The 23,230-nt window shown below is 57.5% G+C and carries 22 protein-coding genes and 1 tRNA gene; 10 read left to right on the forward strand and 13 right to left on the reverse strand.

Features of this window, described 5'->3' with window-relative positions; genetic code table 11:
• Positions 1 to 181: 181 nt before the first annotated feature.
• Positions 182 to 2,614 carry a LamG-like jellyroll fold domain-containing protein gene (locus JDEN_RS14250; RefSeq protein WP_197712994.1) on the forward strand — a complete coding sequence of 811 codons (2,433 nt, stop codon included), beginning with the start codon at positions 182 to 184 and terminating at the stop codon, positions 2,612 to 2,614.
• A gap of 154 nt (positions 2,615 to 2,768) precedes the next feature.
• Here the strand turns inward: JDEN_RS14250 and JDEN_RS13450 are convergent, their stop codons facing one another.
• On the reverse strand, positions 2,769 to 3,665 hold the full coding sequence (locus tag JDEN_RS13450; RefSeq protein ID WP_015771900.1) for a 3'-5' exonuclease: 897 nt from the start codon (positions 3,663 to 3,665) through the stop codon (positions 2,769 to 2,771).
• Between the two features lie 199 nt (positions 3,666 to 3,864).
• Between JDEN_RS13450 and JDEN_RS13660 the strand changes: the two genes are divergently transcribed.
• Both JDEN_RS13660 and JDEN_RS08180 read left to right on the forward strand, forming a co-directional pair.
• Positions 3,865 to 4,254, forward strand: a complete 390-nt coding sequence (locus JDEN_RS13660; RefSeq protein WP_143713277.1) for a hypothetical protein — start codon at positions 3,865 to 3,867, stop codon at positions 4,252 to 4,254.
• On the forward strand, positions 4,254 to 5,717 hold the full coding sequence (locus tag JDEN_RS08180) for a hypothetical protein (RefSeq protein WP_015771902.1): 1,464 nt from the start codon (positions 4,254 to 4,256) through the stop codon (positions 5,715 to 5,717). The genes JDEN_RS13660 and JDEN_RS08180 overlap by 1 nt, the downstream gene beginning before the upstream one ends.
• On the opposite strand, the gene pepN is transcribed toward JDEN_RS08180, so the two are convergent.
• Positions 5,693 to 8,341: an aminopeptidase N gene (pepN, locus tag JDEN_RS08185; protein WP_015771903.1), complete on the reverse strand. Its 2,649-nt coding sequence runs from the start codon at positions 8,339 to 8,341 to the stop codon at positions 5,693 to 5,695. The two genes, JDEN_RS08180 and pepN, sit on opposite strands and share 25 nt — an antisense overlap.
• A 125-nt stretch (positions 8,342 to 8,466) precedes the next feature.
• Between pepN and JDEN_RS08190 the strand changes: the two genes are divergently transcribed.
• Positions 8,467 to 8,670 carry a hypothetical protein gene (locus tag JDEN_RS08190; protein ID WP_049754458.1) on the forward strand — a complete coding sequence of 68 codons (204 nt, stop codon included), beginning with the start codon at positions 8,467 to 8,469 and terminating at the stop codon, positions 8,668 to 8,670.
• 17 nt (positions 8,671 to 8,687) lie between these two features.
• On the opposite strand, the gene JDEN_RS08195 is transcribed toward JDEN_RS08190, so the two are convergent.
• The 4 genes from JDEN_RS08195 to JDEN_RS08215 all read right to left on the reverse strand — a co-directional run bounded on the left by JDEN_RS08195 (position 8,688) and on the right by JDEN_RS08215 (position 12,207).
• Positions 8,688 to 9,500 carry an HAD-IIA family hydrolase gene (locus JDEN_RS08195; RefSeq protein WP_041287877.1) on the reverse strand — a complete coding sequence of 271 codons (813 nt, stop codon included), beginning with the start codon at positions 9,498 to 9,500 and terminating at the stop codon, positions 8,688 to 8,690.
• A gap of 295 nt (positions 9,501 to 9,795) precedes the next feature.
• A complete protein-coding gene (locus tag JDEN_RS08205) occupies positions 9,796 to 10,491 on the reverse strand; it encodes a DUF6318 family protein (protein WP_143713279.1) in 696 nt (231 codons plus the stop codon).
• 298 nt (positions 10,492 to 10,789) lie between these two features.
• Positions 10,790 to 11,851, reverse strand: a complete 1,062-nt coding sequence (locus JDEN_RS08210; RefSeq protein ID WP_226926575.1) for a restriction endonuclease — start codon at positions 11,849 to 11,851, stop codon at positions 10,790 to 10,792.
• On the reverse strand, positions 11,833 to 12,207 hold the full coding sequence (locus tag JDEN_RS08215; protein WP_015771908.1) for a PH domain-containing protein: 375 nt from the start codon (positions 12,205 to 12,207) through the stop codon (positions 11,833 to 11,835). The genes JDEN_RS08210 and JDEN_RS08215 overlap by 19 nt, the downstream gene beginning before the upstream one ends.
• Positions 12,208 to 12,316: 109 nt before the next feature.
• Between JDEN_RS08215 and JDEN_RS08220 the strand changes: the two genes are divergently transcribed.
• Together JDEN_RS08220 and JDEN_RS08225 are read left to right on the forward strand one after the other, a co-directional pair.
• Entirely contained in the window at positions 12,317 to 12,679 is a 363-nt protein-coding gene (locus JDEN_RS08220) for a DUF952 domain-containing protein (protein WP_015771909.1), read from the forward strand.
• A 149-nt stretch (positions 12,680 to 12,828) separates the two neighbouring features.
• A complete protein-coding gene (locus JDEN_RS08225) occupies positions 12,829 to 14,733 on the forward strand; it encodes a DUF2075 domain-containing protein (protein ID WP_015771910.1) in 1,905 nt (634 codons plus the stop codon).
• Between the two features lie 90 nt (positions 14,734 to 14,823).
• Here JDEN_RS08225 and JDEN_RS08230 read toward each other — a convergent pair.
• Positions 14,824 to 14,896: transfer RNA gene (locus tag JDEN_RS08230), tRNA-Ala, on the reverse strand.
• Between the two features lie 197 nt (positions 14,897 to 15,093).
• Positions 15,094 to 15,654, reverse strand: coding sequence for an STM3941 family protein (locus tag JDEN_RS08235; protein WP_143713280.1), 561 nt, complete (start codon positions 15,652 to 15,654; stop codon positions 15,094 to 15,096).
• Positions 15,655 to 15,874: 220 nt separating this feature from the next.
• Here JDEN_RS08235 and JDEN_RS08240 point away from each other — a divergent pair, with 220 nt between their 5' ends.
• The 4 genes from JDEN_RS08240 (at position 15,875) to JDEN_RS08255 (ending at position 19,606) form a co-directional block, all read left to right on the forward strand.
• Entirely contained in the window at positions 15,875 to 17,140 is a 1,266-nt protein-coding gene (locus tag JDEN_RS08240; RefSeq protein WP_015771912.1) for a M18 family aminopeptidase, read from the forward strand.
• A 185-nt stretch (positions 17,141 to 17,325) separates the two neighbouring features.
• Positions 17,326 to 17,982, forward strand: coding sequence for a DUF6318 family protein (locus JDEN_RS08245; RefSeq protein WP_015771913.1), 657 nt, complete (start codon positions 17,326 to 17,328; stop codon positions 17,980 to 17,982).
• A gap of 217 nt (positions 17,983 to 18,199) precedes the next feature.
• The gene (locus tag JDEN_RS13025) at positions 18,200 to 18,817 is read left to right on the forward strand and encodes a PKD domain-containing protein (RefSeq protein ID WP_226926573.1); all 618 of its coding nucleotides are present in this window, start codon (positions 18,200 to 18,202) and stop codon (positions 18,815 to 18,817) included.
• A gap of 147 nt (positions 18,818 to 18,964) precedes the next feature.
• Positions 18,965 to 19,606, forward strand: a complete 642-nt coding sequence (locus tag JDEN_RS08255; protein WP_015771915.1) for a DUF6318 family protein — start codon at positions 18,965 to 18,967, stop codon at positions 19,604 to 19,606.
• Positions 19,607 to 19,750: 144 nt separating this feature from the next.
• Here JDEN_RS08255 and JDEN_RS08260 read toward each other — a convergent pair whose 3' ends face one another.
• The 5 genes from JDEN_RS08260 to JDEN_RS13830 are packed head-to-tail and all read right to left on the reverse strand — an operon-like array spanning position 19,751 to position 23,138.
• Positions 19,751 to 20,428 carry a histidine phosphatase family protein gene (locus JDEN_RS08260; RefSeq protein ID WP_015771916.1) on the reverse strand — a complete coding sequence of 226 codons (678 nt, stop codon included), beginning with the start codon at positions 20,426 to 20,428 and terminating at the stop codon, positions 19,751 to 19,753.
• A 9-nt stretch (positions 20,429 to 20,437) separates the two neighbouring features.
• Complete coding sequence (gene rsfS, locus JDEN_RS08265) at positions 20,438 to 20,863, reverse strand: ribosome silencing factor (protein WP_015771917.1); 426 nt, start codon at positions 20,861 to 20,863, stop codon at positions 20,438 to 20,440.
• Between the two features lie 38 nt (positions 20,864 to 20,901).
• The gene (locus tag JDEN_RS14345) at positions 20,902 to 22,320 is read right to left on the reverse strand and encodes a hypothetical protein (RefSeq protein WP_015771918.1); all 1,419 of its coding nucleotides are present in this window, start codon (positions 22,318 to 22,320) and stop codon (positions 20,902 to 20,904) included.
• Positions 22,321 to 22,323: 3 nt separating this feature from the next.
• Positions 22,324 to 22,932 carry a nicotinate-nucleotide adenylyltransferase gene (gene nadD, locus JDEN_RS08275; protein WP_015771919.1) on the reverse strand — a complete coding sequence of 203 codons (609 nt, stop codon included), beginning with the start codon at positions 22,930 to 22,932 and terminating at the stop codon, positions 22,324 to 22,326.
• A 35-nt stretch (positions 22,933 to 22,967) separates the two neighbouring features.
• Entirely contained in the window at positions 22,968 to 23,138 is a 171-nt protein-coding gene (locus JDEN_RS13830) for a hypothetical protein (protein ID WP_015771920.1), read from the reverse strand.
• Positions 23,139 to 23,230 lie beyond the last annotated feature (92 nt).

The following is a 23,230-nucleotide window of genomic DNA, read 5'->3' on the forward strand; positions in this document are numbered from 1 at the left end:
ACATCGTTGCAGAACAAATCTACATCGTTGTAGAGTCGGCTCAGGCGCAGGCATCGATCCCCGGCTTCCCCACCCAAGGCGAACACCGGTGATGCGTACCAGCAGCACAACCCACCCAGGTACAACCGTTCACCACGCCCAAGCAGGACACTGAGTGCCTGCGCCCTCTCTGTACTGTCCAATGACGAACAGGACCACCATGCAACCATCACGTAAGACGGCGGGTATCGCCGCCTCGATGGCAGGGATTCTCACTGCTACTGTCCTTGCTGTGGGTGTTTCATTACCCGCACACGCCAAGAAAACGCCACACGACACCCCGACGTTCACCGACGTCACTGTGCACGACCCGTCCGTTATCACAGACGGCGACGACATTTGGGTGTTCGGTTCACACGGCGCATCAGCCCACACCCAAGATCTCCTCAACTGGACGCAACACACAGTTGACCTGGCTCAGGACCGCGATAACCCCCTCTTTGAGGACATCTACAACGAACTCAAAGAAACATTCGAGTGGGCGCAGTCCGATACCTTGTGGGCTTCTGACGCCATCCAACTACCCAACGGCAAATTCGCGATGTACTACAACGCCTGCAAAGGCGACTCACCCAGGTCTGCACTCGGGTTAGCAATCGCAGACACAGTGGATGGCCCCTACAAAGACCAAGGCATCCTGCTGAAATCGGGAATGTGGGATGAGGAATCTGAAAATCCCGGCGAGATCTATGACGCGTTGATCCACCCCAACGCTGTTGACCCTGACGCGTTCTACGACGAAGACGGCACCCTGTGGATGGTGTACGGCTCCTACTCGGGTGGAATCTTCATCCTTGAAATGGACAAAGACACTGGCCTGCCCCTACCTGACCAGGGTTACGGTCAGCACCTCCTCGGTGGAAACCACTCACGTATCGAAGCGCCAGCCATTCAATACAACAAGGACACCGGCTACTACTACCTGTACACGTCATTCGGTGGATTAGACGCCACCGGTGGGTACAACATGCGTGTAGCCCGCTCCAAAAACCCTGATGGTCCCTACGTGGACGCTCAAGGCAACGACATGTCCCAGGTCAAGTCTGATCCGTCTCAACCACTCTTTGATGACGCATCCATTGAACCGTATGGTGTCAAACTCATGGGCTCGCACCTTTTCACTCGTGAGCTTGGCGACCCAGGTGAGGGCGCCGGGGTTGGTTACATCTCTCCCGGCCACAATACCTGGTATGAAGATCCTGACACCGGGAAAATGTTCCTGATCTTCCACTCCCGTTTCCCAGGCAACGGCGAAATGCACCAAGTTCGGGTACAACAGATGTGGTTCACCCCTGATGGGTGGCCGGTACTGTCCCCCATGCGGTACGCCGGGGAAACAGCAGGGAGCGTGAAGAAAAACGAGATTGCCGGTGATTGGCAACTCATCAACATGGGCACCAGCATCAACACCACCCCCATTGAATCCGAGACAGTGCGCCTAGAGAAAAACGGGACCGTCACCACCACTGAACAAGGCGTGACAAAACCAACAACAACGCGCATCGGAAAGTGGTCCCTGAAAGGGAAAAACACCGCAACGATCACTGTGAACAACACCACGTACACTGGGTTGTTCACCCCAATATGGGACCCGCAATACCAACAGTGGTCCGTTGGTCTGAGCGCGTTGTCCAAGGACGGCATCACACTCACCGGGCGTCAGGTTGAGGTCCTCACCGGCGCTCAGGCTGTGAAAGCAGTTGCGAAAGCAATTGACCTGGGTAACACCAAGAACGTCACCGCGAACCTGACCCTCCCTACCAGTGGAACCGGTGGAACCACCATCACCTGGTGGTCCTCCAATGACGCTGTCATTGATGGAACGGGGAAGATCACGCGCCCAGCCGTGGGTGAGGAGCCGACGACCGCGAAACTCTACGCACGGATCACCAACGGCAAGAAAACCAAGAAAATGACGTACACGATCGTTGTTGCACCACGTGTTGCCGCAACCCTCGATGCGTCCTACAGCTTCGATGGTGACCTCACTGACACCACGGGGGCAGGTGAAGCAGCCACAACAACGGGTGCTCGCATTGACACAACCGGTGGTGAACCAGCGTTCACGGACGGTGTGTCCGGTCAAGCGCTCACATTGGACGGTACAAACGGTGTGCGGCTCCCCGATGGGCTCATTGACTCCCACTCATACTCTGTGGCGATGTGGTTGAAACCCACTGAACTCACCCAGTTCACAACAGCGTTCTTTGGCGCAGCCACGAGCGAATCATGGGTTTCTCTTGTGCCCTCAGGACACGATGGTGTGAATGGGCGAACCATGCTGTGGTCTGGAACTGCATGGTATGACGCCGACTCGGGCACACAGATCCCCACCGGCCAGTGGAGTCACGTGGCGTTCGTTGTTGACGGTGGAGGTGTAGAACTCTATATCAATGGGGAACGCACTTTTGACGGAACCGGGTTTCCTGATGTGTTTACCGCAAATGACGGCACCTTCGGGGTGGGTGTGAACTGGTGGGACACCCCATTCACGGGTGCTGTGGATGAACTCAACATCTATTCGTCCGCGCTCACCGCGCAGGATGTCCGCGATCTCGCCACGGTTGGTCAGTAACATCCTCCCTCCCTGTTACTGACTGAGCGGCATCACCGGCCGCATTCGCATAACCGTGGTGACCTGAGTCTGGGTACCGCCCACCCCCTGGGCGGTACCCAGACTTTTTTGTGCCCCCACCGTGTGGGCTTCGGGTACACAGCGCACCTATCCCTTAATCCCCGACGGCAAGCAGATGCGCGATCGCTCTGGACTGCTCTGGCATTTGTTGCACCAGTTCGTGGTAGAGACGTTCGTGCAGTTCAGACGCCGTGTCTCGGGACATTCCCATGGTGTTGCCCAGTTCTGCGAGCGCGTAGGTGTCGTTGTCGGTGAGGTGTCCTTGGGTGAGGGCTGTGGTGATGGTGCGGGTGAGGGCGGTGAGGTAGGTGGTGTGGTCTGTGGGTGTGGTGAGGTCGAATGCGTCGGGGTCGAGGGCGTTGAGGATGATGGTGGCGGTGTTGTCGGGGGTGGCGTTGGCTCGTGGGTGCCAGCGTGCGGTGAGGGGTGGGGGTGTGTGGTGGTGTCGGTTGGTGGTGGCTTTGGTGAGGTGGGGTTCCCAGTCGGTGGGTGGGCTGTTGTGGATGTAGTGGGCGAGGAGTTGTGCGGTTGCGGTGGCGTCGGCGAGTGCGGTGTGGGCGCCGGTGTTGGTGATGTTGGTGGCGGCTAGGCAGTCGGCGAGGGGTTTGCCTACTCCGGGTAGGTAGCGTCGGGAGAGGTTCATGGTGCATAGGAAGTCGTGTTGTTGGTGGAGGGTTTTTCCGGTGCGGTGGAGTTCGGCGGCGAGGAATCGGGCGTCGAAGGGTGCGTTGTGGGCGACTGGGACGCGGCCGTCGAGGAGGGTGAGGAGGTCGGTGGCGATGTCGGCGAAGAGTGGGGCGTGTTGGATGTGGGAGGCGTGGATGTGGTGGATGTGTTGGGCGGTGAGGTTGCGTTGGGGGTTGATGAGTGTTTCCCAGTGGCCGGTGATGGTTCCGTGGGTGTCGGTGTGGACGACGGCGAGTTCGATGACGCGGTCGTTGCGTGAGCTGAGTCCGGTGGTTTCGACGTCGATGACTGCGTAGCCTGTCACAGTGTTTCTCCTGTTCGTCAGGCCCTCTGTGGTTCCACCGTAACGGTGGGGTGTGGGGGCGTGGTTGGGACTTTTGGTCCTCGCGGTGGGGGTTTTCCACAGGTTGGCGGCTGCTGGTGTTGGTGGTGGGGTGTGGGCGGTTATGGTTGCGGGGTGTTGTCGGCGCCCTGTTGCGGGCTGTTGTGTGGGGGTGGTGTGTGTGGCTGGGTGGAGTGTGTCTGGTGATGCGGTTCGTGGTGTGGTCCGGGCGACCTCTGGGCAGGTGCGTGAGTTGGCGGGTGTGGTGGGGGTGGTGGGTGATGATGTGCTTCCTGCAGTGGTGGAGGCGGGTGGCGTATCTGGTGTGGTTGCGCGGGCGTTGGACGGTTGGGTGGGTGACCAGTTGTCGGGTGTGGTGGGTCCTGCGTTGGGTGAGTGTGGTGATGCGTGTGTGGCGGCTGTTGAGGTGTTGGCGGCGGTTGAGGGTGGAGATGCGGTGATGGTGGAGCGGCTTGGGGCGGAGCAGAGCAGGGTTTTTGGTTCTGAGGTGTCGGTGTGGTCTGCGGGGCGCCGGTTGGGTGTGCGTGATGCGGGGGTGACTCCTCAGTGATGGGGCAGTGTGAGGGTGTCACGGCATCGGATGGGTTGATTGTTCCGTGCCTGATTCCGGGGGTTGATTGTGATGCGGAACCGTTGCGTGCTGCGGCGTTGCGGTTGTCAACGGTGGCGATCCGGGTTCGGTATGGCTGTGACGATGCGAGTGTGGCGTGGACACCGTTGAGTTCGGTGTTACGGGTGTCGGGTACTGAGGTGTTGTGGGGTGCGTTGGGTGCCCCGTTGGCGTCGTTGCGGGGGTTCGCTGACCGGTGTGATGCGGTTGCTGATGCGCTTCGTGAGTTGGCGGTCACCTATGAGCGGGTGGTGCCGTTGTTGCGTGATCTGCAGGGGCAGGCTGTGGAGTTTCTATCGCAGTTTGTGGATGGGGATTTGGTGTGGACTGTTGAGGCGAAGTCACCACATCAGGGGCGGGTCACTCGGGTTATTGGGCCGTACACAGAGACGTTGGTGCATTGGCGGAACAACGAGGATGTGGTGAACCGCAACACGCAGTTGGTTGAGGGCGTTGCGCATCTGGTGGCTGACTTGGTGGATGCTGAACAGCGGTGCGCGAACACAATCCGTTTGCTGCGACACACACCGGAGCTGGGGTGGTCGGTGTCTGTTCCGCGTCCGGTGGAGCAGTTCGCAACCCAGTATCCGTGGGGTCAACGCACGGAACGGTATTTGTCAGGAATGGAGAAGTTCACTGACGGGGTGGTTCAGTCCATGCAGGACAGCACAAACTCGTTGGGGCTGATTGCTGGTTATAACCCCAGTACGTCAGAGTTTGGGGACTTTGGTTACAGCGCTTTTGTTGGGGCGGAGGCGGTGAAAAACTCTAGTGCTGCTGCGCTCGCACTGGTCCCGTCTGCGTATTTTACTGTGAACGCGATCAGCCCTGAGGCGGGGAAAGTAGTCGGTGATCGGGCAGTTGCGTATGCGAAGGGTGTGGTCAACTATGACGGTTGGGTGGACTCGCCTGCACACGCGTCAGGGGCTCTTGCCTCCGATGCGGCTATTGGTATTGCTGCCGGTGCGCTCACTGCGGGAATTGGCCCAGCATTAGGGACGGTCGGTAAAGCCGGGAAAACGGCAGTGACCTCATCTGCGGCGAATGTGGCCAAGAAAGTGACCAGCACGCGGGGGTTCCAGTTTTTTGATTCCGCAGTGGTCACACCTATGGTGCGCGCCATGCCATCAAGCCCAGGGGCTGTATGGCCTGTGGGCGGCGCCTCCACACCTGGGATGTTGCAAGGCCAGCTAACTCGTATGGTGGACAACGTTCTTCCCTCACCGCGCGATGTGGACCCTAACCAGCGTCCACTGCCGCAATCACCAACAGATGCTGTGAAGCAGAAAACCACAGACATCGTCTCTGATGCGGTCGAGAACGGGATCACCACCCCCAGCGAAGAGCCCACTGAGGGTGAGCGAACCCGCACCTACCCTCAGTTTGATGCGTCGCGCAACTGAGCTTTCGCACCACGAACAGCGTGATCATGCTGCTCAATAATGAGGCGGCGCAGAGCCCCCGGCGCGTCAGGGTTGTGAGCTAACCACAAAGAAGCCGGGTCTTGGCCGGTGGAGTGCCCCTGCGTGGCGCTGACTGCTGCAACAACCGCATCAACAGGGAACAGCCCGGTCACTAAACGGCGGGCTATTTCAATGCTGCGATCCGCCCACACCTGGGTCACCCGATCCCAATACTCCCCCTGCACCTCAGCGATCAGGTCACTGCGAGCGCCTGCGGTGATCCCTGAGATCAGTGCGTCGACATCCTCATTCGACAACGAGGTGTTCGTCCACGCATCGTTCCAGGCTGCCGCACGGGTTGTTTGGTCTGGTTGAGAAGCTCGTGCCCGCACAGCCGCGACTCGGCCGCTGCCGGTACGGTCACGGTCCAGTTCGCCAGTGATGTCGTCCTCACCGACAACACCAGTGGTGGCGAGGGCAGTCAACCACATCCAGCGGATATCAGCGTCAAGGACCAGGCCGGTGGGCGCATCGATTGTTCCATTGAGCCACCCGTGCACGACCAGCCCACGTGGAGTGTCCGACACTGCTGCAAGGGCGTGGGCGAGGGCGCGTGCCCACAGGACTTGCGCGTCAGAGCCGCCGGGTGCCGCATGTAACCCCTCCCACACGGTGTCTAACCAGATGACACGGACATCAGCAACCACGTCACGGTGGACGTAATGGTCCACGGCAAACGCGGCGTTCGCCAGTTGGGACCCAAGAAGCGCACTGTTGGTTTCGTGTTGGGCGTGGCGCGCCACAATGTCCAGGTAGGTGCGAGCCGATAGTTGGGCGTCACGGACCGCGTTCCACAACGATGACCACACCAAGGCCCGTGCAAGTGGTTCGGTGATCGCATGCACGTGGGTGGACACGGTCGCAAGCGAGGTGGCGTCCAAGCGCACTTTCGCGTACGTCCAGTCATCATCATTGACAATGCGCAGCGGTGCACTGTCCCACCCCGGCACAGTGATGGTGGTGCTCGCCTCAGTGAGGGTGACGTCTTGTTTCGCTGACCGCACCAAACGGTCACCATCCCAGGTGTATAAACCGACCACCAGGCGGTGTGGCCGAACCGGGTCTTGGGTCATCTCCACACTGTCAACCGGGCGCTTCCCCTCGGTGGGTTCAGGCGCATCGACAGCTGTGATCGTGGTGACCCCCGAGGTGGACAGCCACGCGTCAGCCCACGTATTGAGGTCACGACCAGAGGTCTCATTGAGGATCGTCAACAAATCCTGCAACGTGGTGTTTCCATAAGCGTGCCGATCAAAATATTGGCGGGCCGCAGCAAAAAACGCGTCCTGCCCCACATACCCCACCAGTTGTTTCAACACTGACGCGCCCTTGGCGTAAGTGATGCCGTCAAAGTTCAGTTTCGCGGCCTCAACATCAGGGATGTCCGCCACAATCGGGTGGGTGGTGGGTAACTGATCCTGCTGGTACGCCCACGCTTTACGACGGTTCGCAAACGTCACCCACGCGTCACGGTACTTTGTCGCTGCAGCCGCAGCATGCGCCCCCATGTAGTCGGCAAACGACTCCTTCAACCACAGGTCATCCCACCAACGCATCGTGACTAAATCGCCAAACCACATGTGCGCCATCTCGTGCAGGATCGTGTTCGCACGCCCCTCAAACTGGGCGTGCGTTGCCGCTCCACGGAACACGTACGCCTCAGTGAACGTCACCAACCCCGGGTTTTCCATGGCACCCAAGTTGTATTCAGGCACAAAAACCTGGTCGTACTTCCCCCACGGGTACACCGACCCAAACGCCGATGTGAAAAACGACAACCCCTGCTTCGTCACCTCAAGAATGTCGTCCGCATCCAGATACTGCGCCAACGACGCCCGACACAACACACCCAACTCAACGGTTTGCTCATCAGAACGCCACACCGAATCCACCCGATGATACGGGCCCGCCGCCACACACGTAATGTAACTGGAGATCCTGTCCGTGCGCGCAAACCGCACAGTCCGCGACCCCTCACTCTCCACAACGTCCACAGGAACCGTGTTGTTCAGCACTTCCCACCCTGCTGGGGCAGTCACGGTGAACTCATACGACGCTTTCACATCGGGTTGCTCAGCACACACCATCACGCGACGCGAATCCGCCGGCTCATACTGCGTGTACAAGTAGGTGTTGCCATCAGCCGGGTCCACATACCTGTGCAGCCCCTCCCCTGACCGCGAATACGCTCCCTCAGCAACGATGCGCACCACATTGACGCTGGACGGGTCCGTGCCAGCCGGGTCCGTGCCAGCCGGGTCCGTGCCAGCCGGGTCCGTGCCAGCCGGGTCAGCGACGACAAGGTTCGACACGGTAATACGGGCACCATCCCACACCACAGGCTGAACTTGACCATTCACAATCACCTCATGAACCGCGTTCCCCACAAAATCAAACCATGTGGACGGTGTGGTCGACGTGAACGTCAAGGTTGTGGTCACGGGAAAACCAGTGCACTCAGGGTCCGGAGCACCAGTCACATCGAGAAGCACATCAATAGTGTCAACACCGATGTGCGCAGCACGGTCAGCTGTCTCTTCCCGGGTCAGATTCGCAGAAGTCATACCCACTATCCTGTCACCTCTGCAACGATGCACAGGACAACGTGGGGAGAACCGCACAGTCTCCACTAGCTGACGGGCGCCACGTGTACGCTGCCCGCAGCCCAGTGACGGTGGATACTAGAAGTATGAGTGACACATCAGTGAGCACAACACGAACCACACCAGACGAGGAATGGGTGGACCCGCGCACAGTGACACGCATCGGTGTGCTCATGGCAAACGGGCAGTTAGCACCACGCGAGTTCATCACCCGTGAGGAAGCTGAAGCGTGGGCACAACCAGGTGAAGACGTCGTCGAATGGAACCTCGTATGCGAATGTGACCGGTAACCACAAACCGGACGTGACTAACCGTAAGACAAGAACCTCACAAGGAAAGTAGGGAGTTCAGCGACACTCTCAATCACCGCATCAGGTTCACCCATGTGTACTAACCCTTGCTGAGCAAACCACTTGCCTGTCTTCACCTGAATGGTGCCCACCTGCGCGGCTTTCCCCATGGCGATGTCTGTTGTGATGTCGTCACCAACAACCAACACAAGGCGACGCGCACTTTCCGGAACAGTTGCACAGGCAAGGTCAACAAACCTCCGGTGAGGTTTCCCAAGGACCACAGCCTCAACTCCCGCCGCGTACTCGAGCGCAGCCACAAAAGCACCAGTGTCCATGTGCACGGCGCCACCAGACATATAACAACGGCCCTTCTGAAGCGCCACGAGTTCAGCCCCACCACGCAATGCCGCTAACGCGCCATTCAACTGGATCGGGGACCATTGGGAACGCATATCACCCACAACAACATGCGTGGGGTGTTCATGCGCATCCACAAGCACCGCCTCATGACCAAGCTCGCTGGCAATGTCCGGTGTGGTCAACGGGTAGACCCGAGCGTTTGGTTTGTGGGCAAGGTACGCGCATGTTGCATGCACAGGCGTGAAAACGTCATCAACCGTCGCATCGACACCGTGGGTGGCAAGGCGCTGCGTGATCATCTCGCCCGATTCCGAATCGTTGTTAGTCAGGAACCGGATGCTCACACCCAAGCGGCGCAATTCGCGCACTGCCTTGGCGGCCCCCTCAATCACACCCTCTCGGGTGTAGATCGTTCCCTCAAGATCCACCAGAAGCGTGCACTCACCTAATTCGCTAACCTCGACCATGCACACACATTACAGACCTAAGAACACTTCCAGCGACACTATTCCAATCGAGTGAAAATTTTAGTCACACGCGTGACATGCGAAGCGGGTTATGGCTTGCACCAGCGATGACGGTAGGTGGCATCGACACTCCCCGTTATCCTAGAAGAACCAACATTAAGCAACGATCAAGCTGACACCAACACAACACACAGCAAGACCAAACTGTTTCAAAAAGCAAACACCACACTGATCCTTCACAAGATAAAAAGAACGCTGTCAGTGATTACCAAAAAGAAAATGGAATTACTGTGCATCAACTAAATGCCACCTCTCCCAAAGAAGCGAACTTCCACGCGGCTGCAGATTCGTTCACAACGAGAATCTGACGTTCCACTTCTCCCCTTCCAGTGAGGCCACCCAGCATTTGTCTATCCTTATTGACGACTGTTGAGTCTGGATAGTACAGAGTAATATTCACGATCCATGAGGCACCTAGTTGTCCGTAATACTCTTTCCACTGAAGCTTCGTTGTGGGCCCTACAACACGCCCTCCCCTTTCAGCAATTTCATTTACGTGATTCCTGATTTCCGTGCAAAGAGAACAATCGTCAGCAGCGACAGCGTTGAGGTAGGTAGAGTCGCCAGTGTTGTAGGTGTAGTTAAGAACGTCGATCATGTACTGGGCGGCAGCTTCAGCGCCCGCCTCGTCGTTGTTGGCCATCTCTGGATACTCGACCGGTTTAACAATCTCAACCTCAGGAACAACGTCCCCCACCTCATACTCAGAGGGATCAAACTCATCAAACGGAATCGGCGCAACCTCGCCAACCGCTTCGCCATCCGTCCCAGCATCGTCACCCTCAGTGTCAGCCGGCACTTCAACAGTCTTACTCACCTCGGTTGGTTCATCACCACCGCCGCTGCACCCACTCAACACAACAGCACTAACAACAAGCACCACAAGAGAACGACGAAAAAGGAAAGACGAAAGATCACGAGAAAAAGACATAGCCCCCATGATCAAGCAGCCCACCCCACCACACGATAGTCACCCCTCCCCTGTGGAAAAGAAGGCGCGCATCGTGAGTAAAGAGCCGGGGAAAGCTCAACTCAAGGCCTCTGTCTTCAGAGAATTAGGCGAGAAGGCCTTAACCAGTTGAACAGGGTAAATATCGAGATTTTGGAAATGGTCACAACCACATAGTTGCCGCACTGCCCACTGCCCATCACGGCAGCAGCTATTGCTCACTAAACTTCGTGGCGAAGCGCACAGCACCGCCTAGTTGGTGGCACCTCCGGTCGGTGTTTTACAGGTCGGCGTTGTCTGCCACAACAAGCAATGGTGTGAGCGGTATGCGCGTGCGCCACCGTTCCGGGAGCTGCGCATAGTGGTCAAGAAACAGCGTGACAACGTCCTCCCCAGTAAGAAGACGTAAACCCGACCGTTGACGTTCGATGGATATTGCGTCTCTGCTGTAGTTCCCTAGTGTCACAAAGACAACGTAGTCCCCGGGCCCTTGGGTGCCAATGAGTTGTTGAACATCCGGTGCACCGATGGTGCTGGTGAGGTGTTTACATTGCACTTTGATTTGTGGGGGTTCAACACCGAGCGGGTCGCGGTGGGCGATAACATCAACTCCCCCGTCTTGGTTGTACTGGGTGACGCGTGCTTGGTAACCGAGGGCACGTAAGAGGTCGGCTGTGAATTCTTCGAATTCTTGGTGGGTGAGGTTTTTGTGGAGCGCTTCGAGTACGTGGTCGCGGGTATGCCGTTCGATGCGTGAGGCGCGTGGTTCGTCGGTGTTCTCTTCGTCGGTTTCTTCCCTAGCGGCGTGCTCAACGATGTTTGTCACAGCATCCACGGCGTGTTCGGTTGTGTGGAGGGCCGCGAGGAACTCGTCCGCGTGTTTCCTCACGCGGAAAATCGTGAGAAATGAACCCACTTCGTAAAGCGCGGGCTGGGTGAAGACCGTCCGTGAAAGCCCGATCTTTTCCCAGCGGACGGGGCGTCGGTGGCGATGTGTTGTTTCATTTGTGGCGTAGTAGTAATCCCCCGTAATAATGCCGATGTTTATTGTGCTGTCGGGTTTGTACGGGGCAACAACGATGTCACCTGGTTGCATGGTGTCGCGGAGGCGGGTGAGGATGCCCGCCCACCCTGCGATAGCGAGGGGTTTACGTTCTGGGTAGTGCTTTGCGAGTTCGTTTTTGAACCCTTCACGCCCATCTGGGATGTTGTTGAGGTCTCCGAGTTTGTCCCACCCTGCGCTAATGAACCCTCCGGCGATAATTTCCTCTGTGAGTGTGTCGTTGTGGACACCCCAGATTGTGGGTTCAGGTTTCATGGTGGTCAGCTTCCAAGAACGCACGTGGCGATGAGATGGTCAATTCTACGGACGTCCATGCCCTTACCGAGTTTAATTTTGATGCGTCCAGCTCGAGTCCATAGTTCAACCTCGGCGGACAGGTCGAAAGTGCCAGCGTTCTCAGTGGACCACATGTTGATGGAACTGTAGGGCAGGGAGTAAATTTCAACTTTTTTACCTCGGATACCTTGCGCGTCCCGCACGATGAGGCGCTTAGAGGTAAAAATAGCTGAATCTCTGAATGTTTTGAACGCCGCGTAGGGTTGCTCACCAGGCGCAAGCAAACCCGCCACATCGTTGGGGATAGGAACTTCTTGAACAAATATCCACTCAGTTATCGCTGCTGTTTCCACGATCATTCCCGTCATGTGCTCCGTTATCGGTGGCTGCGTCGCCAACGTCATAGTATCCGTCATAATGCAATGGCATTAGTTGAACACCCCTCTAGTTTTGCTTTATGCTCAGCCCATGGAAATTTTCCACCTCACTCGGGTCTCTGACTGGGAGCAGGCTCAAGAAGTCGGTACGTACGAGATCTCAAGTAACGACCTTTCGTTGGACGATGTGGGGTTCATTCACGCTTCGTTGCCTCACCAGTTGCCAGCAGTGGCTGAGTTCGTTTTCGCGGGAGTTACCGATCCGTTGTGTGTCCTTGTCATGGACTCTGACAGAATCGAAGCAACAGGCACACCCGTTCGTTGGGAAGATGGTGGAAGCGGCGAACTCTACCCACACATCTATGGCCCCATTCAGCCCACGTGGGTTACGGATGTGATTCCAGCGGGATTTGACGAATCATCTGGCGTATTCGAGGTTCACTCCGACCGGTAGAAGCGCAAAAATCTCGGCCCTATTCGGCGCGTGATCTGCAGGTTCTCTTACGTTTCTGCTTAAAGTATGTGGTGTCAGCGGTATCGACGAACTTCTCTTGAGAGATATGTTCCCCACCGCACGTTTATTCGTGCTGCCCAGGGGAACACATGCCCAACGTTGTTCGTTACACTGCCCAACGCCTCAATGATGACCTTCGCGCAAACCCAAGTAGCATCGAGAGGGTTTTGGCTGATTATCTTGTTGCCGCTGGGATTGGGCGTCCGGGTGCTGCTGAGGTGCGGTCGTGGGATGCGTCCCTTCCAGCCCTATCTAGCACACTTATCGATGCTGGATTGGGTAACGTTGAGGTGTTGTTGGAGCACAAACTACCGTTAACTTCGAGGCGCGCTGACGCCGTGCTTGCGGGGACACATCCCACCACGGGTAACAACCACTACGTCGTGGTTGAGCTGAAACAGTGGACAAAAGCCCGCGTGCTTGATGAGTTTGACGGACTGGTCGAAGTGGAAGGCGCACGATATAACCCGGTGCTACACCCCAGCGTTCAGGTCAATAACTACGCCGAATACATGCGCGATTTCATGACGCTATTCGCTGAAACTGACATTCACCTTGACGCTGTTGCCTTCATGCACAACGCTCGATTCACCGAGATTCCAACTTTATTCGCCGATGAAGCGTCTAGCCGGGCGAGGATTTTCACAAGTGACACCAAGGACCAATTCACTGAGTACCTCGCAAAATCTTTCTCGCCGGACGTTCCAGGTTCACGTGCTGCTGACGCTTTCATCACCTCACGTATCGCCCCGTCGAAGCAGTTGTTGACTGTCGCTGCCCGTGAGATTCAAGAGCAAGAACAGTTCGTGCTATTGGATGAGCAACGAGTGGCATATCAACTCGTACTCGGCGCCCTGGAACAAGCCCGCCAAGCAGACACAAAAACAGTTGTCCTTGTGTCTGGCGGCCCAGGATCAGGAAAATCCGTCATTGCACTCACTCTCCTTGGTGAGCTTGCGAGGCGCGGATACCCGGTGCTCCACGCCACAGGGTCGAGGAGTTTCACTCAGACGCTACGTAAAGTCGCAGGCCATAGGAAACCTACCGTCCAAACATTGTTCAAATACTTCAACTCGTTCATCGATGCGGAAAAGAACTCAGTGGAGGTACTCATCCTCGACGAGGCCCACCGTTTACGGGAGAAATCTGTGAACCGGTACACCCCAAAATCGTTGCGCGAGAATGCCCGGGCACAAGTCGATGAACTGCTCGATACAGCACGTGTCCCAGTATTTTTGTTGGACGAACACCAAATCGTTCGCCCCGGAGAGTTAGGTAGCGTCTCTGATATCCGCGCCGCCGCAACGAGACGCAGCATTCCTGTTCTGGAAGTTAATCTCAACGCACAGTACCGATCAGGTGGGTCAAAAACCTACACCGACTGGGTACTTGCACTTCTTGGGTTGCAGGGCACACCTCCAACGATCTGGGAAGATGAGCCGAACTTCTCCGTACGCGTTGTCGACTCTCCGCTCGTGATGGAACAAGAACTAAGTCAGAAACTCACGCTGGGTGTTAATGCGAGAATGACGGCTGGCTACTGCTGGAAGTGGTCCAATGCGACTGAGACCGGACTTGTAGATGATGTTGTCATCGGTGACTGGTCAAGACCATGGAACTCAAAATCTGACAGACGTATCGGGGACATTCCACCATCATCATTGTGGGCTTTCGAACCGGCTGGGTTTGGACAGGTCGGGTGTGTTTACACCGCACAAGGATTCGAATACTCCTGGAATGGGGTCATCCTTGGCCCCGACCTAGTCTGGCGAAAGAATGTCAACGAGGGACAAGGCGGGTGGGTTTCACGCCGGGAATTCAACAAGGATCCCGATTTCGCTTCAGCAAAGAAGGTATCGGATGACGAGTTCGATGTGCTTATCCGCAACGTCTACAAGGTTCTCCTCACTCGTGGACTTCAAGGCACTCTTTTGTACTCCACCGACCACGAGACACAGGAATTTCTGAAGTCAGTTGTCAACCCCGGCAGTTGATACACCATCACACCAACACAAAAAACGTGTGGCCCGCAAGCCATGCTTGCGGGCCACACGTGAACGAGTAATGTCTCAACCATTCTCGAGTGGAGCTAAGGGGACTCGAACCCCTGACCCCCTGCATGCCATGCAGGTGCGCTACCAGCTGCGCCATAGCCCCATGCTTCTGTGACGGTGTTCCGTTCGGTGAAGCACGTTTATCGTAAACCACAACGGTTGGTGAACGCCAATCCGTTGTGCCTTGTGGCGGGGTGACGCTCGCAACAACGTTTGGTGGGTGGCGCATCGTCAGGTGCACCAGGTTGAGTGCGCCGGTCGCGCGTGCCGAGTTAGGCGCGCCGGGTCACGTGAACCGGGTCAGGCGTTCCAGCGGGACGCAACCCAGTAGGACTCCATGACGGTGAGGACTTCCCGGGGGTGTGCCCCCTTAATGTGGGACTGGACAATGTTGATAGGTCCGAACCCGAGTTTCACGTTAGCTTTCACGGCCATGCGCGCAAATGGGCCAAGGTGGCGGATGTGGGTGGCAGGGTCGTGAAGTTCCACGGTGAGGAACAGTTGGTCGCCGGATGCTTGCAACCGCATACCGCGCACATCATGCCACCGGATGGGCATGTGGCGTGTGACGAGAAGGGAGGTGTGGTCGTAGAACCCGTCCCTAGTAACCCGCAACGCCACGGTGCCGGCGCGCATGTGCCGAATCCACGCCACTGTCATCCACGCAAACCCCACCGTCGCCAGTGTCGCCCCGATCGCGATGGGGTCTGGCCATCCCACCCCAATCGCCATGAGCGCACTGATCACTGTTAAAAACATGGACATGAAGAGGACAAACACCCGCCGCAACACACCCTGCCGGTACACGACGCCCCCATACATCTGCCCCACCTGACTACCGATGCGCGGCTCCTGCACCACACCACTCCCTTCCGTGTCCGCCACTCACGTTCACTCACCGCAGCCCCGTGCCCGCCCCCGCCGCTGTTGGGGCGGGCGGGTCACGTCACCCGCAGAACAGTATCAGCCACCCCACACACCCGGCGCTCCCTCCTCACCACGCAGCGGGCGAAGTGGTGTTGTGGGTGGTGCGGGGCGCATCGGCACACACGGGCAGGTGGCGCGCCGTAGGATGGACACCATGGATACAGCCGAGTACATGTCAGGGTTTGCCCAGTTCATTAGTGCGTCGCCGTCGTCGTATCACGCCGCTCACGAGGTGGCCCGCCAACTACGTGATGCCGGATTCACTGAACTCCACGAACACGAACCCTGGGTGGCCCCCACACGGGCGTTTGTGATTCGCGATGGTGCGATCATTGCGTGGATCACCCCTGATGACGTGTCAACCACAGCTCCCGTGCGTGTCCTTGGTTCTCACACGGACTCCCCCGGTTTCAAACTGAAACCGCAATCGACAATCGGGGCAGCCGGGTGGCTGCAAGTGGGTGTTGAAGTATATGGCGGCCCATTGCTGAACTCGTGGCTTGACCGGGAACTTGAACTCGCCGGGCGGCTCGTCCTCACAGACGGCAGCGAACACCTTGTGCGCACCGGCCCATTCATGCGCATCCCGCAACTGGCCATTCACCTGGACCGCGAAGCGAACAAGAGCCTTTCGCTGGATAAGCAACGCAACACGGCGCCCGTGTATGGGGTGGGTGAGGTTGGTGACGCTGACGTCCTCGGTTACCTTGCTGACATTGCTGGTGTGAACGCTGCGGACGTCGCCGGGTACGACATTATTTCCGCTGACACTCAGGAACCTCGCCACTTCGGGCGGGATAACACCCTGTTCGCTGCGGGGCGCATGGATAACCTGTCGTCCGTGTACGCAGGGTTGGTGGCGCTGCTTGGCGCCCCCGAGGGCGCTGAGCACATCAGTGTGCTCGCCGCGTTTGACCACGAAGAAATCGGGTCCGAAACCCGCTCAGGTGCGTGTGGGCCGTTCCTTGCTGATGTGCTTGACCGCATCTATGAAGGGCTCGGCTCCACCCGTGAAGAACGACACCGTGCGATCGCCCAATCCTGGTGTGTGTCTTCTGATGCTGGGCATTCTGTTCACCCGAATTACGTTGACCGGCACGACCCTGCCGTGCAACCGTTGGCGGGCTCGGGTCCGTTGTTGAAGATCAACGCCAACCAACGCTACGCAACCGATGCGCAAGGCGCCGCCTTGTGGGTCCGAGTGTGCCAGGCGGCAGGAATTGAGTACCAGGATTTTGTGTCGAACAATAATTCGCCTTGTGGTTCGACTATTGGTCCTTTGACTGCGACCCGGTTAGGGATCCGTACTGTTGATGTGGGGATCCCTTTGCTGTCTATGCATTCAGCACGCGAGTTGTGCCACACCAGTGATGCGTTTGCGCTGACGAAAGCGATCAGCGCGTTCTATGAAGGAGCATGACAACGACTTCGGTGTGTGATTTGTTGCCGTAGCGAGACTGGCATTGCGGTACGTGACTTATTGCTGATGCGTGACCGGTGGGTTGTGGTTGAACGGCTGGGTTGGGATTTGTTGTTCCCCTGGTTTGTCCACAGGGCAGTGATGCCCATGTGAGCTGGTGGTGTGGGTGCGGTGTGATTGTGGGCATGTCTGTTTCTTTGTTGCGCGGTCGAACTGTTCGTCGTGTCCTTAGTGTCCTTGTTGTTGCTGGTCTTCTCGGGGCAGGGGCAACCGGGTGCTCTAACGATGCGGGAGCCAAAACTGAAAACACTGTTGATGCCTCCCCCACACCAACCAACACACCCACCGACGGGGAGGGTGACAGCGAGGGCGCTGAGGAACCAGTCGAAGACACACCAGCCGAACCCGAGCAACGCCCAGTCCCTGAAGAACCCGAAGCCATGAAAACCGGCGACAAAGCCGGAGCCATCGCCGCAGCAACCTTCTTCGTCGAAGTCATCGAATACGACGCCACACAACCCGATTCTCGCTTTTTCTCCAAATATGCTTATGAAGAATGTGGATGGTGCAATGAATACAAAAAGACTCACGAACAACAAGCCAATAGCAACTTTTCTTTGATAAACACGAACATCAATTTAGAGGATATTAAAACAGCCTCTTTTGCCGGCGAAGGATCGGTACTGTGGTCAGTCCCGATAAATGCAAACGTGTCTTCACACTATAAGTCGAAAAAGGATGATGAAGTAGTGGAAACGGAGCACACCCTTACAGGGAATATGCTCGTTGGCTATCGAAACGGCCAGTGGCTACTGGTTGAGGGTGATCTCCTTGTCAAGTAACACCAAACTCATTTACACAATAATTGTATCCATGACGTTTAGTCTCCACATCTTTCGAAATCAAGAGAGTGAGGAACCGATTTTTTTTGCACCTTCAAAAGGTTCTTTCACTGCAACCGGAGGTCAACAATTCAACGAAACGGTCGCATCTGAATCTCCCGGTTCTGAAAAAGCTGCAAAAAATTCAACAAAAAAGAAAAAGAGTCAACAGTTTGACTTGCCTTCGGGTGCGGTTTTGGGTGCGTGTCCTGAGGGTTCTGAGGGTCAGGATGCGTTGTTGTGGGTTGAGCATTTAGCTGTGTATGGGGGAAATAACTTGGGTGATTCCCCCGAGGGGACTGGGGGTTATGTCATGTACTGCTACCCGGATATGGAGGAAGTAAGTGCGGAGCCGATTGTGATTTCTGTGTCAGCTAAGGACTTTCAACGACTACCGCTACGCGGTTCTGGGATCGTTCTTGAACCAGACCGTGAAGACTACATCATCCGCCTTCCCGTCATCGCTTTAACCGACCCCTCCCCACAAGTCTTAACCACAACCATCCTTGGTGTTGGTGTAGCAATCCGTGCAACCCCAATCGAATACTCCTGGGACTTCGGCGACCAGACCCCTGCCCTCATCACCACAGACCCCGGCCGCTCCTACCCCGACCAGACAGTAGAGCACCTCTACACACAACTTGGCCAGTTCACCATCACCCTCACCACAACCTGGGAAGGCGAATTCTCCATCGACGGCGGCACCACCTGGCTCCCCATCAACGGAACAACCACAACAACCAACACCACCAACCCCATCACCATCGAAGAACGCGTCCCCCTCCTCACCGGCTAAGCACCACACACGCACGCAGGCGGGCAGACCAGCAAACCATCCCTCACCCGCAAGACTGCTATCGTTTTCTCCTCCGCGTTTCCCCGTTCCCCACAGGGCAGCAATACCCATTCAAACCAGTTATGTGCATGCGATGTGATTGTGGGCATGTCTGTTTCTTTACTGCGTAGTTACGCTGTTCGTCGTGCCCTTAGTGTCCTTGTTGTTGCTGGTCTTCTCGGGGCAGGTGTCACCGGGTGCTCTAACGATGCGGGAGCCAAAACTGAAAACACTGTTGATGCCTCCCCCACACCAGCCAACACAACCACTGACGGGGACGGTGACAGTGACGGCGCTGAGGAACCAGCCCAAGACACACCAACCGAACCCGAACAACGCCCAGTCCCGGAAGAACCTGAAGCCATGAAAACCGGCGACAAAGCCGGAGCCATCGCCGCAGCACAATACTTCGTCGAAGTCATCGAATACTCCATGCACACCAGCACCACAGACCTACTCGAAAAATACTCCTACGAACACTGTGACCGCTGCAGCCACTACATCGAAGTGATCAATACACGCCAAGAAAAAAACGTGCTCCCAAAAAGTGTAGTAATCAATTCATCGCAAGAAGGGCACCCTGAATTTAGAGGCGAAGGTGCAATAATTTGGAGGGTTCCCATGCACCTTCAAATAAGCGAACAGTGGGAAGCAGGTAAAGAACCCCGAAAGGAAGAAGTGAAAGTGTCATTTTCAGTTGCAATCGATAATGGCCATTGGGTTTTAGTAGGTGTTGGGGAAGAAGACTAATAATCCTACGAGCAACAAAAGCACAAAAAGGAAATCGGTCAATACACAACAGTTCCACCTACCTTGTGGGGCGGTTTCGGGCGTACCTCGTAGACTCGATATTCCGTTACTCGAAAAGCTGTGCGCCCCTGCGCTTGTCATCGACTATTGCAGCGCGTCTGGTCCTTCTGCCCACACGTCGGGTCCGTGGAGCATGGAGGGGCCTGCGTTGTGTTCGATGAGCCGCCATGCGGGTTGTGCCCCGTCTGCGGTGTTGCGTGCCATGACGGACCAGTGCACGTTGCGCATCCCTGCTAGTCCCCGCCAGGTGGAGGGTTCTTGGTCGAGGAGGTGCGCGATGATGCAGGAAATTGCAGCACCGTGGGATACGACCACAAGGTCGCGGGCATCAATGTCGCTGTTTGCGACCTCGAGGATCGCGTCAGCGGCACGTTGCCCGACAGTGTTTTTGTCTTCCAACCCATCAATGTTGGGTTCTCCCCCACCAGCCCAGAGGGCGTACTGTCCTGGCCATTTCTCTTCGATTTCTGGGCGGGTGAGTCCTTCCCAGGGGCCGAACCCTCGTTCCCGTAGCCGGGCGTCCGTGTGCACCTCGACGCCCAGCGCATCACCAATCACACGGGCTGTGTCACGGGCCCGTTCCAGGTCAGACGCGAGAATGAACGGGGTTGCCAGCGGGCTTTGCGCCAACACTTTCGCGGCTTCAGCGGCTTGCCACCGGCCAATGTCATCCAAGGGAATGTCCACTTGCCCTTGCAACCGCATCGCAGCGTTGTAGGCGGTTCGCCCATGACGGACGAGCACAATATTTTTCACAGCCACAACGACACCTCAGAAGTTCTTGGGGAAGCCGAACTCATCGAGTTCTTCCTCCTCGGGTCCGCCGTCACCCCCGCGTGCGTCCTCTGGGAGTTCAATGGAGGGGCAGTCTCCCCACAGTTTCTCCAACGCGTAGAACGCGCGGTCTTCCTGGTGTTGGACGTGAACAACGATGTCACCAAAGTCGAGGAGTACCCAACGGGCGTCGCCTTTTCCTTCGCGGCGCACGAGTTTGGTGCCCGCTTCGTGGAGTGCTCGTTCCACGGCGTCAACGATTGCGGATACTTGGCGTTCGCTGTTGCCTGACGCGATAACGAAAGCGTCGGTGAGGACTAGGTGGTCGCTCACGTCGAGGGCAATGATTTCGCTTGCTTTCTTGTCTGACGCAGCGCGTGCGGCTGTGATAGCAAGGTCAATGGCGTGGTCTGTTGCTGCCACGGTTCTCCTTTAACGCCCTGGTGAGGGCTTGTTCGGGGCTAGATCTGCGGGTTGGTTAGCCACCGAAGGAACACCTGTGTGGCCTCTTCGGTTTGCTCGGCACTGTCAGACCCTGAAAGTCCGACCTGCCAGATGATCATACCCAGTACGAGGGCAACAGCAACGAGGATGAGGTATTGCAACCACGTGTAGGAGTGGTCCAACTCGTAAGTGTCGTCTTCATTGTCGTCGTCATCATCCACGCCAACACCGGGTAATCCGAAGGGGTTGGCACGTTTTTCTCCGCTGACGGGTGGGAACGCGGCTGGTGCGGCGCCGTCATGGGCTGCGGGATGGTTGGTTGTCCCGCCACCAGGCGCTCTTCCCTCGGCTGATCCTCCGCCGAGTGGCGGGAATGCTGCGAGGTTGTTCGCGTCAGCGTCGCCTTGTGGTGCGGGCCCGCCTAGTGGGGGGAACGCGGCAGGGGCCGGGCTTGCTGTGTGGGTGCGTGGTTCGGGGGTTGCTGGCGTTGCGGCTGCTGCACCGCCTGCGGCACCCCATCCGAGTGCAGCACCAGGGTTGCCGCTTGGTGGTTGGGCAAGGTTCCGTTCGGAACGTGGGGTGCGTGAGGGGGGTGTGGTGGGTTGCGGCGCGCTACCGAACGGGTTGGCGGGGGCGGCGTCGTTGTCGCTGAAGGGGTTGAACGGTGCAGTGGACTCTTGGGGTTGTTCGTTGTGTGATGGTTCAGGGAACGCGGGCAGTCCTGGTTGAGTGTCTTGTGCGGACGGCACAGTACTGAATGTGGGGAACGCGGGAGGTGCGGGTCGTTGTTCCGCTGGTGGGGTTTGTGCCCGGGAACGGGCTGGGAGCCCTTGTGCGGACGCTTCTGTGCGGTCAGTGGGCCGGAACTCTTGGTGTGCTGCGTCTCGGAGTGCACCAAACGATGCGGGGGCTGACATTTGTGGGAGAACTGCGGCCTGTTCCTGTGCACGTTCTAGCGCCGCTTGCCGGGCGCGCGCATCGGCGGCCGATGGGTCTGGGCGTTGCCCGTGGGTGGGGGCTTGCCGCATGAAGTCACCCAGCTGTGGCATCCCTGTGGGGGACTGGGCGCTGTGGTTTTCATCGGGGCGGGAGCGTTGTGTGGGGGTATCAAAAGCCGGTGGTTGCTGCCCGTACTCTGATGGGCGTTGTAACCCGGACAGTCGCCCTGTTTCTTCGAGTGTGCGCACCGCACCTGATTGGTGCGGTGGGCGAACCTGTGGAATCCCGTGGCCTTGGGTGTCATACATGGAGCGACGTGATGGTGGGCTCGCTGGTCTGCCGCCGCCCCACGCTGCTGGGTCAGCGGAGGACATCGGCTGCGCCGATGACCCGGGTGTGGCCCCTGACCCACCAGCGGACTGCGAGGCTGCGAGTTCACGAAGCTCACGGCGCGTCAACGGCCGACCTGATGAATGGGTGGGATTCTGGTTGCTCATGTATTACACCTCAACTGCCTCACGAGGATAGAGGCCATGTTTCGCGATGTACTGGACCACACCATCAGGGACGAGATACCACACTGGTAACCCCGCCCGGGCGCGGGCCCGGCAATCACTCGACGAAATAGCCATCGCCGGGATCTCAAGAATGTTCACACGATCTGGGGGGATGCCCTCCACGCTGAGCGGATGCCCTGGACGTGTGACTGCCACAAATGTGGCCATGCTCCACAGCTCTTGGGCGTCCTTCCAGGTCAGCATTTGTGCGACTGCGTCGGCACCAGTGATGAAGAACAAGTCGTCATCTGGGCGTTGTTCACGCAGGTCACGCAATGTGTCAACCGTGTAGGTTAACCCGGGCCGGTCAATGTCTACCCGAGACACCGTGAAACGGGGGTTGGATGCAGTGGCGATCACGGTCATCAAGTACCGGTGTTCGGCTGGCGTCACCTGTTGATGTTGCTTGAACGTGGGGTTTCCGGTGGGCACGAAAATGACCTCGTCAAGGTCAAACCGTGCCGCCACTTCACTGGCTGCTACTAAGTGCCCGTGGTGAATAGGGTCGAACGTTCCCCCCATTACCCCGGTTCGGCGCCGCCGATCACCCATCGTTGTCACAATCCCCGCTCAGGTTTCCTGGCCGGTCAGTGACGTGACGCAGTGTTCCGGAAGGCGTAGGTCACAACAAGACCTGCAACAAGGATGCAGAAGGTCACCACGCCGTAGGCGATGGGTTCCATGGGGAGTTGGTTGACGATCTCAGCCTCTGCGGCCAGGACTGCTGATGACACGACATCCTCCAGTGGTGCGCTCATGGTTAGTTCTCCACATTGACAGATCCCCAGTTGCGGGGTCCTGTGTGTGGCTTCAGGTAAGTTCTCAGTGTCTCACGGGTAGGTATCGGCAC

The organism is Jonesia denitrificans DSM 20603 (assembly GCF_000024065.1).
GTDB lineage: Bacteria > Actinomycetota > Actinomycetes > Actinomycetales > Cellulomonadaceae > Jonesia > Jonesia denitrificans.